This window comes from Lipingzhangella halophila (assembly GCF_014203805.1).
In the GTDB taxonomy this organism is placed as follows: Bacteria; Actinomycetota; Actinomycetes; order Streptosporangiales; family Streptosporangiaceae; genus Lipingzhangella; species Lipingzhangella halophila.
In genome coordinates this window covers 3,743,121-3,759,493 of record NZ_JACHJT010000001.1, presented here as the reverse complement: position 1 = coordinate 3,759,493, position 16,373 = coordinate 3,743,121, and the positions used below count along the sequence as shown (strand labels likewise).

The following is a 16,373-nucleotide window of genomic DNA, read 5'->3' as shown; positions in this document are numbered from 1 at the left end:
TTCCCGTTTCCCGATTCCCTCCACGGGTGCGTGGTCGGGCGGAGAGCCTGGGCCCTACCGCCCCTTCCTGCCGGAATGATGTGCGGTCACCTGGGGCTGAGGTCCTCGAAAGGGCGGACCCGCACGGTACGCGGTCAGCGGGAGTATAGGTTGAGGACCACAGCGCCGCTGGGGTCGTGGCACAGGTCAGGCCGCCAGGCGTCGTCATCGGAGGCGCGCCGCGACCACACGCATTCCAGGCCGCCGATCTCGATCGGTTCGGAGGGGCCGCTTTGGAAAGCAGACGTGGGATCGTGGTCCTCCGACACCATCTGGTCGGCGATCGACACGGCCTCCTCGCAGGCAAGGGTCCAGGTGTGGGTGACCACCAACCACTCCTGCCCGTCCGCCTCGACCCGGTCGCAGAAGGGGTGGCTCAGCTGGTGCGTGTTGACCGGCCACCAGAAGTCGTTGAGGTTCGACTCACGCTCATGGTGGTCCTCCGGGACGGGCGGGGCCGCCGGCTCGTCCAGAACGGACAGCTCAAGCACGAACCGGGCTTCGTTGACGGTGAACTCCATCCGTTCCGGGGCCCCGGCCTCCGACAGCCATACGCGCCCGGTCCCATCCTGAGGGCGCACGCGCCCGAAATCCAGGTCCCAGGCAGCCAGGTCTCCCTCGACCAACAGACCCTCGTAGGAGGCGGCATCGGGATCGTCGGAGCCGAGCAACTCCAGGCCCTCATCCTCCGCCAGCGAGGACAACAGGCGAGCGAAGAGCTCTGGGCCGTAGTCATCGGGCGGAAACTGCGCGGACTTCTCCTCACCGGTGTTGCTGCCGTCCAACTCTCGGATGGTGATGGGGTCGCGCGTCCCGTCATAGACGAATCCGCCGTCGGCGTTAGCGCCATCCTCCTCCCGAAAGGCGATGGAGACGCCCGGCTCGGTATAGACAAATGCACCGTCGGCGTTGGCAACCAGTGCGTAGCCCAGGTCTAGGTCGACGGGTTCGATGCTGAAAACCTGCTCGGCGCCGCCCGCGTAGTGCATCTCGAACTCGGTCTCGCCCTCGGGCCACAGTTGCGCGGCGACACCGTCCTCGGTGCGATCGACCGCCTCGTCGTGGTCGATCGTGTAGGAGCGTGTGGCCTCGACGCGCAACCCCGGTGCCTCCTCGACCAGGGCCGCAGCGGCCAGAAGGTCCTCGCGGGGGTCCACTCTCAGGTAGGTGTCGTAGACGACATAGCCGCCCACAACGGTGAGGACGGTTCCCACGCTCGCGCCCGCGATCGCCAGTGCCCTCATGGTGCCCCGGCCTGGCCGGTTTCGCTCCGCGGGCGGGTGCGGGCCGAAGTGGCCGGGGTCCTCAGACTCCTCGGAGGGCGGTCCGGGAGGCGGGGTGGACTGGAAGGGGGAGTAACGTCCATCGAATCATCTTGTCCGGGGCCGTCACCGGTGTCAAAGTTCCCGGTTCGCGGCAGGGCTGTTTCAAAGTCGGGTGTCAGCTTCCGAAGTCGGCTGCGCGAATCCCGTAGTCCCCTGCACACCGTGATGGAGCTGTCCGGTCTCACGGAACCCGCCACCGTCTCACTCGAAGCGCAACCTTTCTCGTGGTTTCTCACTCAAAGCGTCAGGTAGCACCCGGCCGGTCTCAGGCAAGCCACCAGGTGATCGAGGTCGTCTCACTCAACCTGTATGCCGAGCACGGTCATCTCACCCAAACCGCCTCCGGACCGAGGCAGGGCTCGTTCAAGTTCCCGATGGGTCGGGTTCGTAGCTGATCCCGCAGAACGGCAGTGCCCGCTCGGGTAGGTCCCGGATCGCGGGGGTGGCCTTGGCGATGTTGTTCGCCCCCGCCACCTTCAGGACGCCGATGGCCAGGTTGCGTAGCGCGGCCATCGCGCGGGGAGCGCTACCGGCATGGATCGTGGAGGCGTCCTCGCCGAACGTCACGTCGCGGATGTGGTGGCTGGAGTTCTCGATCGCCCAGTGCCCGCGTATCAGGGCGGCCAGCTCAGCGGGCGTGGTCCGGTGGGCGTCCAGGCTGGTGACGGCGTAGACCGTCTCGCGGGTCTGCTTCTTGCCGGTCTGCTGCCGGCGGCGGTGGACCCTCAACGCGAGCCGGGCGTGGGGGAAGGCGATCCCGCCGAGGCTGTCGGCGATCCCCATCACCTTGAGCGACCGGGACTCGCGGCGGCCGTGCCCGGTCTCGGAAACACTGTGGGCGATCGGCACGTTCTTCCAGGGCAGGCCCGAGACCTGGGCGAACAGGGTGGGCTGGTTGGTCTTGACCACCGCCGCATAGTGGGCGCCCCGGTCCTGGACCAGCCGCTTGAGGTGGTCCTTGACGGTGTGGAGGGCGTCGAAGGTGACCACGCGCCCGGCCAGGTCCAAGCCCTCCAGCAGGGGGAGGAAGTGGCGTGTCTCGTTCGTCTTGGCGCCGACCTCGGCCTGGGCGAGGGTGAGGTGCGGGTGGTGGGTGAGAGCCGAGAGCAGGTGGCGGCGCGGCTGGTCGAGCCGGGCCGATCCTTGAGGGCTTTGCCGTCCACGGCGCGTGCGTCGTGTGCGGGCGGCGGGTTCTGGGGTCGGGTGGAGCTGTCGTGGGTGTCCTCGGTGGCTGCGCGGTGGCGGTCGGCGAGGTAGGCGCCGATGGCGGAGTCCAGGGCGTGTGCGTCGATGCGCGTCAGGACGCGGTCGATGGTGCAGGCCGCCGGGGAGTGCCGCCGGCGGAAGGGGTGGGGACGGACACCGATCGCCGTCAGGAGGTGTTGCGGGGTGCGTTGTCCCCATTCGGCGGTCTCCTCGATGGTCTTGGCTCCGGAGACCGCGGCGCAGGCGCAGATGGTGAGGATGCTGGTCAGGGGGTACCAGCGGCCGTGTGGGGAGCGGGGGTCGGGGATCTTCTCCAGGTAGGGGCGCAGGTCCGTGATGTCGCGGGTGTCAAGAGTGCGAGGGGCGGGGATCGGGGATGATGGCAGGGGAGGCGCGGAAGACCTTCGGGATCATGCGGCTGGACACCACAATGATCGCGAAGCCCGTGCCTGTCTGCGTATCCGGCCGGATCCACCCCGAACCCGGCCGACCGCACGCTTCGGGAACTCGCACGAGCCCTGCACCCGACCCACCAATGCGGAGAAGAAGGAACTGGCCGAGCTGCGCCGCCGCACCAAGCAATTGGAAGCCGAGAACGCGATCCTCAAGCGGGCCGCAGCCTATTTTGCCAGTGAGAATGTACTCCCACAGTAATGTACTCGCTGGTCCGTGAATGTGTGGCCGACTCGATCCCGGTCGCGGTTGCACGGGCGAGTACTCAACGTCTCCACGTCGGGATACTATGCCTGGCGCGATCGGCCCGAATCGCCGCGCGCCCAGCGCAACAAGGAAATCACGAAGATGATCCGCACCATTCACGAGGAATCGCGCGGCACCTACGGGGCGCCGCGCGGGCACGCCGAACTGGTGCTGGGCCTGGGCGAGCGCGTCAACCGCAAGCGGGTGGAGCGCCTCATGCGCGATGCCGGCCTGCAGGGCCTCAACCGGCGCCGGACCCGCCGCGGCCGGGCCACCCCCCCGCCACCGAGGAGGATCTGGTCCAGCGCCGCTTCCATGTCGCTCGGCGCGACCGCCTCTGGCTGACCGATACCACCGAACACCCCACCCATGAAGGGAAACTCTACTGCGCTGCCGTGATGGACGCTTATTCGCGGCGTGTTATCGGATGGTCGATGGATGGCCGCCAGGACACCGACCTAGTGGTCAATGCGCTGGCAATGGCCGTCGCACGGCGCACTCCGCTGCCGCGCTCTACGATCCTGCATTTGCGACCACGGGACCCAGTACACGTCGTGGGCATTCGGGACGCGGTTGCGCGATGCCGGACTTCTCGGGTCGATGGGAACGGTGGGTGACTGCTATGACAATTCCATGATGGAGTCGCTGTGGGCGACGATGCAGTTGGAGTTACTCGACAGCCGACCGTGGAAAACCCGCGAGGAATTGGCCACAGCGATCTTCGAATGGATAGAATACTGGTATAATCCTCATAGGCGTCACTCCAGTATCGGAATGCGCAGTCCCGCCACGTTCGAAGGGCTCAACCTGCCCTCCGGCACCCGCGGCTGACCTCACCGACGGCGTCCGCGCAAGCGGGAGAAGCTCACAGGTCGCCACACCGGTGCAGGTGCTGCGCGCCGCGATGCGGTTGCACCACACGTTCGGCCGCGCCGGGTTCGTGCTGTGCCTGCTCAACGCCTACACCGGGGCGCGCTGGTCGGAGCTTGTGGCGTTGGAGTCCCACGAGTACGACGAGGTCAACCACGCCATCCCGGTACGCACCCCGCTCCAAGAGACCGCCGGGCGGCTGGCCAGAAACGGCCCAAGACCCCGGCCGGCAAGCGCTGGATCCCGTTGCCCGGCTTCCTCAACGCCCTCTACGTCGACCTGCTCGCCGCGGTGGCACCGGGCCGGACGGTGTTCACCGGCCCGCCCGGCGGGCGGCTGCGGCGCGGCGCGTTTCGGGCCCGGTTCTGGCGCCCCGCCTGGGACGGGCAGCCCCAGAGCCAGGAGGCGTGGCTGCGGGCGCCGATCCTGCCCGGGTTCACCTTCAACGAGGGCCGCCACATCCATCGCACGTGGCTGGCCGACGACGGCATCCCCGAAGTCGGCCGGGCCGCGCGGCTGGGCCATCGGATGCCGGGCATGGCCAACGTCTACGAACACGTCACCGCCGATACCAAGGCTCGGATCCTGGACGTGCTTACCCGGCGATGGCGGGACAGCATCACCAGTCTTGATCACACAGAGCAACGAGAACTGGCGTCATTCGTCCCGGAACTCACCCGTGAGCACTACCGCGACGATGCCGCCTGAGGGGCCGACTACCCCTCCGAAAAAAGATGATCTCCCAGATATCTCCCACGGCGGTGTCCGCCTTCCGTGGAGAGATCTGAGAGACCCATCCTGACCTGCGGTGATACTGGTGGGCGATACTGGACTCGAACCAGTGACCTCTACCGTGTCAAGGTAGCGCTCTAACCAACTGAGCTAACCGCCCAAGCCCGTACTTGGAGGTGGAGACGGGATTTGAACCCGTGTCGACGGCTTTGCAGGCCGCTGCCTCGCCTCTCGGCCACTCCACCGGATTCAGGTGGGGATGACCCCCCGGTCTCCGAGCGGACGACGGGATTCGAACCCGCGACCCTCACCTTGGCAAGGTGATGCTCTACCAACTGAGCTACGTCCGCGCGCCGGCCGAACGTTTGGGACTTCGTCCCGTTGCCGCGCCGCAGTAAGCAACTTTATCGGAAAGTCCGCATGCGGCAAATCGCGCGGTGCGGCGTGGGGGTGTGGGGCGCGTACGGGGCCGCTTGCGGCCGGGTGCTGCCTGGAGGCGACGCTGGCCGCCCCGGGCGCGCGTCTAGACTGGGGCGACCAGGGTCCCGAAGGCGCTCAGGGAGTCTGGGGCCTGACTGTCCGGCGTGCCGAAGGCGATGGAGTACGGAGTCGCGAACTGATGCCCGCACCGAATCTCGGCAAAGGGGTGTTGCCGTCCCCGGTGCAGCGCCCTGTTCCGCTGCGCGAGAGCGTGTACGAGGCGCTGCTGGACCTCATCGTCCGGCGCAAGCTTCCGCCCGGGCAGCACCTGGTCGAGACGGAGCTCGCTGACTGGCTCGGTGTGTCCCGGCAGCCGGTGCGCGAGGCGCTGCAGCGGCTGAGCAACGAGGGGTGGGTGGACCTGCGTCCGGGGTACGGGGCGTTCGTCCACGAGCCGAGCGAGAGCGAGGCCGAGCAGTTGCTCGCGGTGCGCGCCCTGCTGGAGACGGAGGCGGCCTCACTGGCCGCCGGCAATACCGGAGCCGAGGACATCCAGCAGCTGCGCGACCTCTGGCGCCGGGGTGTCGCCGCTCTGGAACGCGGCGACTACGACACGGTGCAGGACGCCAACGCCGAGCTGCACCGCCTGGTCACCGAGCTCTCCGGGAACCGGGTTCTCGCGGATCTGGCGGCTCAGGTCGCTCGCCGTGTGCGCTGGTTCTACGCCTTCGTCGTGCAGTACCGGGGCCGCGAGTCCTGGGACGAGCACGCCCAGATCATCGACGCCATCGCCACTGGAGACCCCGAGTCCGCAGGGCGCCTCATGCGTGAGCACACGGACGCGACCCGGCGGATGTACCTCGCGCATGCCAGCGCTCAGACCTCGGAGGAGGCGTAGCGAGGCCGGCGCGCGGTTCGCGTCCGGGTGTGCCGCGGTGCCGGCCACGCGTCGCCGCGGTCTCCTGCACGGTTCCCGGTGTGTCGCTCCTGTGGTCGCCGTTGACCACCGTCACAGCTCCACTGGTAGTCCGACCAGCCGTGCGCTCTCCTCCCACAGCCGGTCGCAACGGTCGACGTCTGTCGTGTGCGGGGCGGTTGGCACCTCGCGGCGTTTGGCGAAGAAGCGCCCGGTGAGTCCGGCCACCTCGGGCGAGGTGGCGAGCCAGGACGGGGTGTCGGCACCGGTGTCGGGTCCGGGCATCGGCAAGACTCCCAGTACGCGGCCAAGGACGCGCAGCAGCCCGCGGTCATTGCGGCCCAGCCCGGTGTCGCGGATGACCCCCGGATGGGCCCCGTTCACCGTGATCGCCGAGCCGCGGAGGCGGGCCGCGAGCGCGTAGCCGAACATCGCGTTCATGTTCTTGGTCCGGCCGTAGCCGAGCGCGGGGCGGAAGCTGGGGAAGGGGCCGCGGAGGCGGTCTCGCCGCAGGTGGAGGTCGTCCAGGTCCACCGGGAGGCGGGCCAGCGTTCCGGGGTCGGCGCCGACAATCACGAACCGAGCCGGTCGATCGCCGATCGGGCGCACCAGCGACCGCAGCAGCAGGTAGGGCGCGAGGTGGTTCACGGCCAGCATCCGGGTGACCCCCTCGGGCGTGGTCTCCGCGGGGTCAACCGTGCAGGCGGCGTTACTGACCACGATGTCCGGAGGTTCGGGCGCGGCCAGCCGTTCGGCGAGCTTCGCCGTTTCGGCGATCGACGACAGGTCCGCGCGTTCCAGCCGTAGTTCGGCGTCGGGGCTCGCGCCGCGGATACGCGCCGCGCTTCGCTCCAGTCGTGCCTGGCTGTGGCTGACCATGTCGACGGCGAGCCCTTCAGCGGCCAGGCGCCGGGCGATCGCCTCGCCGATGCCGCTGCTCGCCCCGGTGACCACTGCGCGCCGCCTGGCGGGTGTCTGGCCGTGGGTGTCCCCGAGCGCCATCGCTGTTCCCCTTGGTGCTAGGTTTACTTTGTCAACCACAATAGGAACGCCTTGTTGACATCGTCAACAAGGCGGCATTGCGATGGGGAATGGCTCGACCGCGGCGGGCGTCCTTCGCCCGGCCGCGGGGTGGACGCAAGGGCGCTCGGCGTTGTCCGGTGGCCACCGGCTCCGGGTACTCCTGTGACCACCGAGCGCGATGCGCTGCCCGCCCACGCAGGGGGCAACGGTTACCGGGAGTCTCCGCCGCGCCCGACTGCGGTGGCGTGTCGCTCGGGGCGGGTCAGCCCTCCTCGGAGCCGGCCGCGTGGCGGTGGCCGGAACGTGTGTCGACCGCGGCGATGTTCGGGGTGGGCTCGTTCAGTCGCCACCAGCGGTCGCGGAACCGGCGCTTGCGGCGGGCGAGCCGACGCATCGTGGCGGTCTTGGCGTAGCGGGCGACGTCGCGTGCCGCGGCGCGGGGTGCGCCCGACAGCTCGTAGCCGTTCTGCCGCAGCCGGGAACCCAGCACCGTCTCGCTCAGCCTGATCTCCCACGGTTCCAGACGCTTCTCCCACGAACCGCTGCTGGACCGGTTGACCTCGCGGTGCGTGTTCTCGTGCCACGTCTTGCGTTTGGGAACGGCGACGTCGGCCACCTGGTTCGGCTCGCACATGGCGGGGTCGAACTCCTCGCCGAGGAACGCGCACAGGGCGGACAGTTCCTCCTCGGCGGAATCGATCAGGTTCTCGTAGTACATCTGGTAGTAGGAGTCGGGTCCCAGCCTGCGCGCGGCGGCCTGGCCGTAGTCGATGGCCTCGGCCCAGGTGGCCATCGCGGTGACGCTGTCGTGGCGGTACCAGTCCATCTGCTTGAGCGAGCCGACACAGTCGCGGCCATCGCGGATCAGGTGCACGATCTGGGCGTCCGGGAACATCCGGAGCAGCTCGTCGATGTGCTGGTAGTAGCCGGGCCGCTTGTCGCCCCACCTGGGCTTGTCGAACCGCCGGGCGTACTCGCGGAACACGCTGCTCAGCGCTGACCCGAGCGTGGGCGGGCCGTTGACGATCCCGGCGACGGCCTGCTCCGGGTCGATTCCGAGGTCGCCGAAGCGGCTCCGTTTCTGCCGCACGATGTGCTCCGCGAGTGCCGTGCGGTTCGCGGTTTTCCGCAGGTCCCCGAACTCCCGCCGGCGCCAGTAGGTGTCGAGCACGAACCGGGTCTCCGGGGGAACAGCGATGCGCGGGTGTGCGTGGAGCATGAGTTGCAGCAGGGTCGTGCCCGATCGCGGGCAGCCGAGGACGATGATCGTCCGGTCAGGGGGTGGCGCCATGGTGACCAACATATAGCGAATCGCGGGGTGGAGTCGCGCCCACACAACGAAGCGCGCTCCCCGGATCTCCGGAGGGCGCGCCGAGTTGGGAGCCGTGGCCCCTCACACCGCGAGTGCCTCGCCGTCCGGCGCGCTGCGGATGGTCGGGAGCCCCAGGTCGGCGACGATCCGGCCCAGAGCGTCGTCGTGCCTGAAGTCGGTGAAGTGCAGTCCCCGCACGCCGGGCAGCGAGAGCGCGTCCCTGGCCTGCTCCAGAGCGAGCTGGTAAGCGGCCTCCCGTTCGTCGGACGCGTTGGCCACGCGCTCGATCACCGGCTCCGGAACGGAGATGCCCGGGACCTTCTCGTTCATGAAGCGCAGTGCCTTCGCGCCCTTGACCAGGCAGATGGTGGGCAGCAGCGCGACCTTCCGGCTGAGCCCGACGTTCTCGGCCAGCTTGGTGAACTCGGCCAGCCGGTCCTCGTTGTAGCAGATCTGCAGTTGCAGGAAGCGCGCCCCCGCGGCTGCCTTCTTCAGTCCGCGGCGCACCCGGTAGGAGTACGGCGGCGCCCCAGGGTTCTCCACCGCCCCGATCAGCAGCGGGGGAGCGGGGTCGAGCGTGCGGCCGGACAGGTACCGGCCACGGGCGAGTGTGCTCGCGGTCCGGATGAGCTGCGGGGAGTCCATATCGAACACCCGGAGCGCCTCCGGTTCGTCGCCCGCCGTGATGTCGTCGCCGGTCATGCAGCAGATCGTGGTCACGTCGTGCAGGGCGGCACCGACGATGTCGGCTTCCAGGGCGAGCCGGTTCTTGTCGCGGCACGCCACCTGCATGATCGGCTCCACCCCGAACCGTTTCAGGGCGATCGCGACACCGACGTTGGACGCGTGCGCGTGCGCCGCGGCGTTGTCGGTGGCGTTGAGCGCGTCGACATAGGGGGCCAGGCGCCTGACGTGTTCGGAGATGGTGTCGAGGCCGCCCCCGTCGACCATCGGGCACTCCGCGGTGATCACCGGCCGGGCCGGCGCGGGATCGGTGAGAAGCTCGGCCAGAGAAGGCACCGGGCGGCTCCTATTCCTCTTCCTCGGCTGACTGCCAGCCGGCGGGCACCTGCTTATCGCGGCCGGTCAACAGGTTGATCCAGGAGGAGCTCCCCTGCAGCCGGTTGTCCACGGGCGGGCGCAGGTCGTCGAACTGCTCGCGCCAGGAGCCCGGCATCTTCTCCGAGCGGTCCTGGGCCTTCACCCAGACGCAGGGCATGTCGGGGTAGACCTCGCAGTTCCCGTCCTCGCGGACCCCGCCGCACGGGCCGTTGCGCAGGTTCTTCGGGCAGCCCATCGGGCAGGTGAGGCCGGTCTTGTGCAGGACGCACTGGCCGCACATGGTGCAGCCCCAGACGGGTTTCTTCACCGCGTGTTCGATCGTGGCGAGCAGTTTGGCCAAGGTCTGCTCCTTTTCCGCTGTGGTGTGGGCACTACGGCGAGATGCGAGTTATCCGGGAGATCACGGTCGGCAGCGAACCGCTCCGTGGCGGTGCGATCCGAGCTGGGCGATGGTGTACCGCCCCCTGCTGTCCGTTGCACCATTAGAGACACTGTGCATATGGAGAAACGTCGTTATGTTCGGTTAGCATATGAGGGCGCGAATCGTTGCGTCAATAGATGTTCGTTGCGCCACGCGGAACTAACTTCGTCGTTGGTTCTTGACACGGGCGCCGGGCGAACGGGACGCTCTGTTGCGCATGACGAACCCAGTTGCGCATCGAGTGATGGAGGTCCGTATGGCCGTCATCGAGGACCCGGAGATCCTGCTCTACCCGAGGATCAAGAAGTCCCCCTTCTTCTACGCGTCACGCCGCCACGGCGTGGCCAAGTACAGCGTGTACAGCCACCGGTACCACCCGCGCCACTACGGCGACCCCGTGGCCGAGTACTGGCACCTGCTGAACGGTGTCACGCTGTGGGATGTCGGCGGCGCGGAGCGCCAGGTCGAGATCACTGGCCCCGACGCGTTCACGTTCACGAACATGCTGGTCCCCAGGGATCTCAACAAGTGCAAGATCGGGCAGTGCAAGTACGTGTTCATCACGGCGCCCGACGGCGGGATCATCAATGACCCGGTGCTGCTCCGCCTCGGTGAGAACCACTTCTGGCTCTCCCTGGCCGACAGCGATGTGCTGCTGTGGGCGCAGGGGCTGGCCGTGAACAGCGGCCTGGACGTCACGATCCGCGAGCCCGACGTCGGCCCCATCCAGGTGCAGGGGCCCAAGTCGCGCGAGACCATGACCGACCTGTTCGGCGCGAGCGTCCTGGACATCCCGTACTACTACTGCCAGGAGTACGAGCTCGACGGGATGAGCCTGGTGGTCTCGCGCACCGGCTACACCTCCGAGCTCGGGTTCGAGATCTACCTGCGCAACGCGTCGCGCGACGGCATCAAGCTGTGGGACAAGGTGGTCGAGGCCGGCACGCCGTACGACATCCGCGTCATCGGTCCGTGCCACATCCGGCGGATCGAGGGCGGGATCCTGTCCTGGGGCTGCGACATCACAATGGACACCAACCCCTTCGAGGTCGGGTACGGCTACGAGGTCAGCTGGATGGTCGACCTGGAGCAGGAGGCCGACTTCATCGGCAAGGAGGCGCTCAAGCGCATCCGGGACAACGGGGTCACCCGCAAGCTCGCCGGTGTCGAGATCGATGGTGTCCCGCTGGGGACCTTCAACGACGGGTCCATGATCGACACCTTCCCCGTGCGCGTGCCCGGCTCGGACGAGGTCGTGGGCCAGGTGACGTCGGCGTGCTTCTCGCCGCGCATGGAGAAGAACATCGGGTTCGCCATGGTGCCGGTGGAGCTGGCGGCCGAGGGAACGGAGCTGCTGGTGGAGCGCCCGGGCGGCGCGGTTCCCGCGACGGTCGTGCCCAAGCCGTTCGTTGACGCCAGCAAGTCCATCCCCAAGCAGGACCTGCACCAGCTCGTTAACGGCTGAGAACGCGTCGTGGTCCCCTCGGCCCCACGTGGGGCCGAGGGGACCACGTGTTCAACCGAAGACGACCGTGCGTCCGTGGTTGAGCAGCACCCGGCTGGCGCAGTGCCAGCGCACGGCGCGGGCGAGTACCTGGGACTCCACGTCGCGGCCGATGGCGGCGAGGCGTGCGGGGTCCATCGAGTGGTCGACCCGCGCGACGTCCTGCTCGATGATCGGCCCCTCGTCGAGGTCGGGGGTCACGTAGTGCGCGGTCGCACCGATCAGCTTCACTCCCCGCGCGTGCGCCTGCCCGTAGGGGCCCGCCCCCTTGAAGCTCGGCAGGAACGAGTGGTGGATGTTGATCGCCCGCCCTTCAAGGCTCTTGCATAGCTCGGGCGAGAGGATCTGCATGTAGCGGGCCAGCACCACGAGGTCGATCCGCAGGTCGTCGACGAGGCGCAGCAGCTCCGCCTCGGCCTCCTCCTTTCCGTCCGGCGTCACGGGAATGTGCCGGAACTCAACACCGTGCGCCGCCGCCATGCCCGCGGCGTCGGGGTGGTTGGACACCACCAGCGGCACGTCGATGTCGAGCGTGCCCAACCTGCGCCGGAACAGCAGGTCGTTGAGGCAGTGCTCGTACTTCGAGACGAGGATGAGCGTGCGCGTGCGCTCTGCCGCGTCGACCAGGCGCCAGTTCATCGAGTACGCCTCGGCCGTCCGGCCGAAGCCCTGGATCAGCGCGTCCTTGCCGTAGGCGGAATTGAGCGACTCCAGGTGCATGCGCATGAAGAAGCGGCCGTTCTGGCGGTCGTCGAACTGCTGGCACTGCACGATGTTGGCGTCGTGGGCGACCAGGAACTCCGTGACTGCGTGCACGATTCCCGGCCGGTCCGGGCAGTCGAGCGTGAGGATGAAGTCACGCCCCGGGGTCGATGTGGTCATGGCTGTGGCCAACCCAGGCCTCCTGGAAGCTCGTGAGAGAGAACAGTTCTCCGCCCTGTGACGTGGGCGGATTCAAGGGGAAGATGGTTGCGCTATAAGCAACTCGTCTTTCTATGAGAAACAGTGCGACGAATGGCCGTCTTTCGTCAAGGGGTCCGCATGAGCCGGTTCGAGGCTGGTGAAAACCCTTGACACGGGCCGCTGTACGTCAGACCCTGTTGCGTAACGCGCTGTTTGTTGCGCTTACAGAAACTTCGATGGCGAAGGTAGGAGTGCCATGCCTGCTCCCGATCCCGCCCCTCGAACCACCCCCAGAGTCGTCGTGATCGGCGCGGGCATCGTTGGCTGCGCGCTCGCCGACGAGCTCACGGTGCGTGGTTACACCGATGTCACGGTGGTCGACCAGGGCGATGTGTACACCACGGGTGGTTCGACCTCACACGCTCCTGGCTTGGTCTTTCAGACCAGTGGGTCCAAGACCATGGTCGACTTCGCCAGTTACACCGCGCGCAAGTACGAGGCGTTGCACCAGGGCGGCCAGCCCTGCTTCAATCCGGTCGGCGGCCTGGAGCTCGCCGTCGCGCCGGAACGGCTCGACGAGCTGCACCGGCGCTGCGGCTGGGCGCGGTCGTACGGGATCGAGGCCCGCGTGCTGTCTCCTGAGGAGTGCGCGGAGCTGCACCCGCTGGTCGAGGCCGACCGGATCCTCGGCGGCCTGTACACCCCCTCCGACGGCCTGGCCAACGCCGTGGGGGCCTCCGCGGCGCAGGGCGAGGCGGCGGTGTGGCGCGGCGCGCGCTTCCTCCCGCGGCACGAGGTGACCGACATCGAGGTCAGCGGTGGGCGCGTCACCGGTGTCATCACCGACCAGGGGCACATCCCGGCCGACCTCGTCGTCTGCTCCGCCGGCATGTGGGGGCCGCGCATCGCCGGCATGGTCGGTATGACGCTCCCGCTCACCCCGCTGGAACACCAGTTCGGCTGGACGGGCCGTGTCCCCGCGCTGGCCGGCGCGGTCGGCGACGACGGTGCCGAGCGCCACCCGATGCTGCGGTACCAGGAGCGCGACCTCTACTACCGCGGCAGCGGCGAGCGGATCGGCATCGGCTACTACGGGCACCGCCCCATACCGGTCGACCCCGCTGCCATCGGCACCCCCTCGACCGCCAGCGACCGCCCGATGCCGTCGATGATGCCGTTCACCCCCGAGGACTTCGCGCCCGCCTGGAGCGACACCCTGAGCCTGCTGCCGGAGCTCGGTGAGACCAAGCTGGAGGAGGGGTTCAACGGGCTGTTCTCCTTCACGCCCGACAACATGCCGCTGATCGGGGAGTCGCCCGACGTGGCCGGCTTCTGGGTCGCCGAGGCGGTCTGGATCACCCATTCCGCGGGCGTGGCGCGCGCCACGGCCGAGCTGATCGTCGACGGGCACTCCACCTTCGACCTGCACGCCTGCGAGGTCAACCGCTTCCAGCCGCACCAGCTCGCGCCCAGCTACCTGCTTGAGCGCGACTGCCAGAACTTCGTGGAGGTCTACGACGCCATCCACCCGCAGCAGCCCATGGAGGAGCCCCGGCCGCTGCGCACCTCCCCGTTCTACCCCCGCCAGACCGAGCTGAGCGCCTTCCAACTGGAGGCGTCGGGGTGGGAGCGGCCCCATTGGTACGAGGCCAACGCCGACCTGGTCACGGGCCGCGACATCCCCACTCCGGGGCCGTGGGCCCGGCGGTACTGGTCGCCCATCATCGGGGCCGAGGCGCAGGTCACCCGGGAGCGGGTGGCGCTCTACGACATGTCGTCGCTGATGCGCCTGGAGGTGACCGGCCCGGGGTCGGCGGCGTTCCTGGACCGCGTCACCACCGCCCGCGCGGAGCGTGCGCCCGGCGCCGTCAGCTACTGCCTGATCCTCGACGAGCGCGGCCATTTGCGCGGGGACATCACCGTCGCCCGGGTGAGCGAGGACCACTTCCAGCTCGGCGTGAACAGCCAGCTCGACCTCGACTGGCTGCGCCGCAGGCTGCCCGCCGACGGTACGGTCCAGGTCCGCGACATCACCCCGCAGACCACCTGCATCGGGGTCTGGGGGCCACTGGCGCGGGACCTCGTGCAGCCGCTGGCCGACTACGACCTGAGCAACGACGGCCTGCGCTACTTCCGCTGCGCCAGGTTCCACATCGCCGAGGTGCCGGTGCTGGCCATGCGCGTGTCGTACGTGGGTGAGCTCGGCTGGGAGCTCTACACCACGCCCGACGTCGGGCTGCGCCTCTGGGACACGCTGTGGAAGGCGGGCGAGCCCTTGGGCGTCATCGCCGCCGGCCGCGGCGCGTTCAACAGCCTGCGCCTGGAGAAGGGCTACCGCGCGTTCGGCGCGGACATGACCGACGAGCACGACCCCTACGAGGCCGGCGTCGACTTCGCGCTGCGCATGAACAAGGGCGACTACACCGGCCGCTCGGCTGTCGAAGGGCGCGACCCGCAGAGCGTGCGGCGCAAGCTGACCTGCCTGACCTTCGAGGACCCCTCTGACACGGTCATGGGCAACGAGCCCGTCTACCTGCCGGGCAGCGACTCCGCGATCGGCTACGTCACCAGCGCGGCATGGGGGTACACGATCGGCACCGGGATCGCCTACGCCTGGGTGCCCGCCTCGGCGAGCACCGCCGGCACCCCACTGGAGATCGGCTACTTCGATCGCCGGGTGCCCGCCACGACCGCGACCGACCCCCTTTTCGACCCCGAAATGAAGAGGCTGCGGGTATGACTGCGGAACTGCTGTGGAGGACACGAGAGCCGGCCCCCAGCTACGACGCCGTGGTTGTGGGGTCTGGCGGGCACGGCCTGGCCACCGCCTACTACCTGGCCCGCGACCACGGGATCACCAATGTCGCGGTCCTGGAGCGCGGCTGGCTGGCCGGCGGGAACATGGCGCGCAACACCCAGATCATTCGCTCGAACTACCTGTGGGAGGCCAGCGCGGGCATCTACGAGCACGCGCTGGGCCTCTGGGAGGACCTGGAGAACGATCTGGGCCGCGACGTCGAGTTCAGCCAGCGAGGAGTGCTCAACCTCGCGCACACCACGCACGACGTGCGCGAGTCGGTGCGCCGGGTGAACGCCAACCGGCTCAACGGGATCGACGCCGAGTGGCTCAGCCCTGAAGAGGTCAAGAAGCTCGTCCCGATCATCAACATCAGCCCCGAGCTGCGCTACCCGGTCATGGGTGCGACCTACCAGCCGCGGGCCGGCATCGCCGACCACGACGAGGTCGCCTGGGCCTACGCCGCTGCGGCGGATCGGCTCGGGGTGCACCTCATCGAGGGCTGCGAGGTCACCGGGTTCCAGCGCAGCGGGGACACGATCACCGGGGTGCACACTTCGCGCGGCCCCATCTCGACCGGCAAGGTCGCGTTGTGCGCCGCGGGGCACACCTCGGTGCTCCTCGACACGCTCGGGCTGCGGCTGCCGCTGCAGAGCCATCCGCTGCAGGCGCTGGTCACGCAGTTGCTGGAGCCGGTGATCGACACGGTCGTCATGTCGAACACCGTTCACGTCTACGTGAGCCAGGTCGAGAAGGGCGAGCTGGTCCTGGGAGCCGGTATCGACTCCTACAACGGCTACGGCCGGCGGGGCTCCTTCAGCACGATCGAGCACGAGATCGCGGCCGCCATCGCGCTGTACCCCGTGTTCGCGCACGCCCATCTGCTGCGGACCTGGGCCGGGGTCGTCGACGTCGCCCCGGACGCCTCGCCGATCATCGGTCTCACTCCCTTCAACGGCCTCTACGTGAACTGCGGGTGGGGGACCGGCGGGTACAAGGCGACCCCTGGTGCCGGCCACGTCTTCGCCGACACCGTCGCGAACGACCGGCCGCACCCGCTCGCCGAGCCCTACGCGCTCGAACGCTTCACCACCGGGGCGCTAATCGACGAGCACGGCGCGGCTGCGGTCGCGCACTGACCACG

Annotated in this window: 15 protein-coding genes, 3 tRNA genes and 1 pseudogene; 8 read left to right on the top strand and 11 right to left on the bottom strand. The window is 68.7% G+C overall.

The window, feature by feature from the left end:
* Positions 1-134: 134 nt before the first annotated feature.
* The 3 genes and pseudogenes from F4561_RS17335 to F4561_RS32630 form a co-directional block, all read right to left on the bottom strand.
* On the bottom strand, positions 135-1,283 hold the full coding sequence (locus tag F4561_RS17335; RefSeq protein WP_184580365.1) for a hypothetical protein: 1,149 nt from the start codon (positions 1,281-1,283) through the stop codon (positions 135-137).
* Positions 1,284-1,727: 444 nt separating this feature from the next.
* Entirely contained in the window at positions 1,728-2,768 is a 1,041-nt protein-coding gene (locus tag F4561_RS17330; RefSeq protein ID WP_312885331.1) for an ISAs1 family transposase, read from the bottom strand.
* A pseudogene (locus tag F4561_RS32630) lies at positions 2,678-2,878 on the bottom strand (transposase family protein); the annotation flags it as partial. The pseudogene F4561_RS32630 and the gene F4561_RS17330, both read right to left, overlap by 91 nt.
* 361 nt (positions 2,879-3,239) lie before the next feature.
* Here F4561_RS32630 and F4561_RS17325 point away from each other — a divergent pair.
* The 4 genes from F4561_RS17325 (at position 3,240) to F4561_RS32625 (ending at position 4,847) form a co-directional block, all read left to right on the top strand.
* Positions 3,240-3,614, top strand: coding sequence for an IS3 family transposase (locus tag F4561_RS17325; protein ID WP_312885330.1), 375 nt, complete (start codon positions 3,240-3,242; stop codon positions 3,612-3,614).
* Positions 3,566-3,886 (top strand): DDE-type integrase/transposase/recombinase, encoded by a 321-nt coding sequence (locus tag F4561_RS33970; protein WP_184583771.1) that lies wholly within the window; start codon positions 3,566-3,568, stop codon positions 3,884-3,886. Before F4561_RS17325 ends, F4561_RS33970 begins: the two co-directional genes overlap by 49 nt.
* On the top strand, positions 3,870-4,100 hold the full coding sequence (locus F4561_RS33965; protein WP_281384242.1) for an integrase core domain-containing protein: 231 nt from the start codon (positions 3,870-3,872) through the stop codon (positions 4,098-4,100). The genes F4561_RS33970 and F4561_RS33965 overlap by 17 nt, the downstream gene beginning before the upstream one ends.
* A 285-nt stretch (positions 4,101-4,385) precedes the next feature.
* Positions 4,386-4,847 (top strand): site-specific integrase, encoded by a 462-nt coding sequence (locus F4561_RS32625; protein WP_184580359.1) that lies wholly within the window; start codon positions 4,386-4,388, stop codon positions 4,845-4,847.
* A gap of 107 nt (positions 4,848-4,954) precedes the next feature.
* On the opposite strand, the gene F4561_RS17305 is transcribed toward F4561_RS32625, so the two are convergent.
* The 3 genes from F4561_RS17305 to F4561_RS17295 all read right to left on the bottom strand — a co-directional run bounded on the left by F4561_RS17305 (position 4,955) and on the right by F4561_RS17295 (position 5,221).
* Positions 4,955-5,031 (bottom strand) — tRNA-Val (locus F4561_RS17305).
* A gap of 11 nt (positions 5,032-5,042) precedes the next feature.
* A tRNA-Cys gene (locus tag F4561_RS17300) sits at positions 5,043-5,116 on the bottom strand.
* A 32-nt stretch (positions 5,117-5,148) separates the two neighbouring features.
* Positions 5,149-5,221, bottom strand: a tRNA-Gly gene (locus F4561_RS17295).
* Positions 5,222-5,490: 269 nt separating this feature from the next.
* Between F4561_RS17295 and F4561_RS17290 the strand changes: the two genes are divergently transcribed.
* The gene (locus F4561_RS17290) at positions 5,491-6,189 is read left to right on the top strand and encodes a GntR family transcriptional regulator (protein WP_184580357.1); all 699 of its coding nucleotides are present in this window, start codon (positions 5,491-5,493) and stop codon (positions 6,187-6,189) included.
* A 111-nt stretch (positions 6,190-6,300) separates the two neighbouring features.
* Here F4561_RS17290 and F4561_RS17285 read toward each other — a convergent pair whose 3' ends face one another.
* The 4 genes from F4561_RS17285 to F4561_RS17270 all read right to left on the bottom strand — a co-directional run bounded on the left by F4561_RS17285 (position 6,301) and on the right by F4561_RS17270 (position 9,944).
* Positions 6,301-7,209 (bottom strand): SDR family NAD(P)-dependent oxidoreductase, encoded by a 909-nt coding sequence (locus F4561_RS17285; protein ID WP_184580355.1) that lies wholly within the window; start codon positions 7,207-7,209, stop codon positions 6,301-6,303.
* Positions 7,210-7,492: 283 nt separating this feature from the next.
* The gene (locus F4561_RS17280; protein ID WP_184580353.1) at positions 7,493-8,521 is read right to left on the bottom strand and encodes a sulfotransferase family protein; all 1,029 of its coding nucleotides are present in this window, start codon (positions 8,519-8,521) and stop codon (positions 7,493-7,495) included.
* Positions 8,522-8,623: 102 nt separating this feature from the next.
* A complete protein-coding gene (locus tag F4561_RS17275; protein ID WP_312885327.1) occupies positions 8,624-9,562 on the bottom strand; it encodes a methylenetetrahydrofolate reductase in 939 nt (312 codons plus the stop codon).
* Positions 9,563-9,572: 10 nt separating this feature from the next.
* Positions 9,573-9,944: a methylenetetrahydrofolate reductase C-terminal domain-containing protein gene (locus F4561_RS17270; RefSeq protein WP_184580351.1), complete on the bottom strand. Its 372-nt coding sequence runs from the start codon at positions 9,942-9,944 to the stop codon at positions 9,573-9,575.
* A 337-nt stretch (positions 9,945-10,281) separates the two neighbouring features.
* Here F4561_RS17270 and F4561_RS17265 point away from each other — a divergent pair, with 337 nt between their 5' ends.
* Entirely contained in the window at positions 10,282-11,490 is a 1,209-nt protein-coding gene (locus F4561_RS17265; protein WP_184580349.1) for a glycine cleavage T C-terminal barrel domain-containing protein, read from the top strand.
* 51 nt (positions 11,491-11,541) lie between these two features.
* Here F4561_RS17265 and purU read toward each other — a convergent pair whose 3' ends face one another.
* Positions 11,542-12,411 (bottom strand): formyltetrahydrofolate deformylase, encoded by an 870-nt coding sequence (gene purU, locus F4561_RS17260; protein ID WP_184580347.1) that lies wholly within the window; start codon positions 12,409-12,411, stop codon positions 11,542-11,544.
* 277 nt (positions 12,412-12,688) lie between these two features.
* On the opposite strand from purU, the gene F4561_RS17255 reads away from it, so the two are divergent.
* Positions 12,689-15,172: a GcvT family protein gene (locus F4561_RS17255; RefSeq protein ID WP_184580345.1), complete on the top strand. Its 2,484-nt coding sequence runs from the start codon at positions 12,689-12,691 to the stop codon at positions 15,170-15,172.
* Positions 15,169-16,368: a sarcosine oxidase subunit beta family protein gene (locus F4561_RS17250; RefSeq protein ID WP_184580343.1), complete on the top strand. Its 1,200-nt coding sequence runs from the start codon at positions 15,169-15,171 to the stop codon at positions 16,366-16,368. The genes F4561_RS17255 and F4561_RS17250 overlap by 4 nt, the downstream gene beginning before the upstream one ends.
* Positions 16,369-16,373 lie beyond the last annotated feature (5 nt).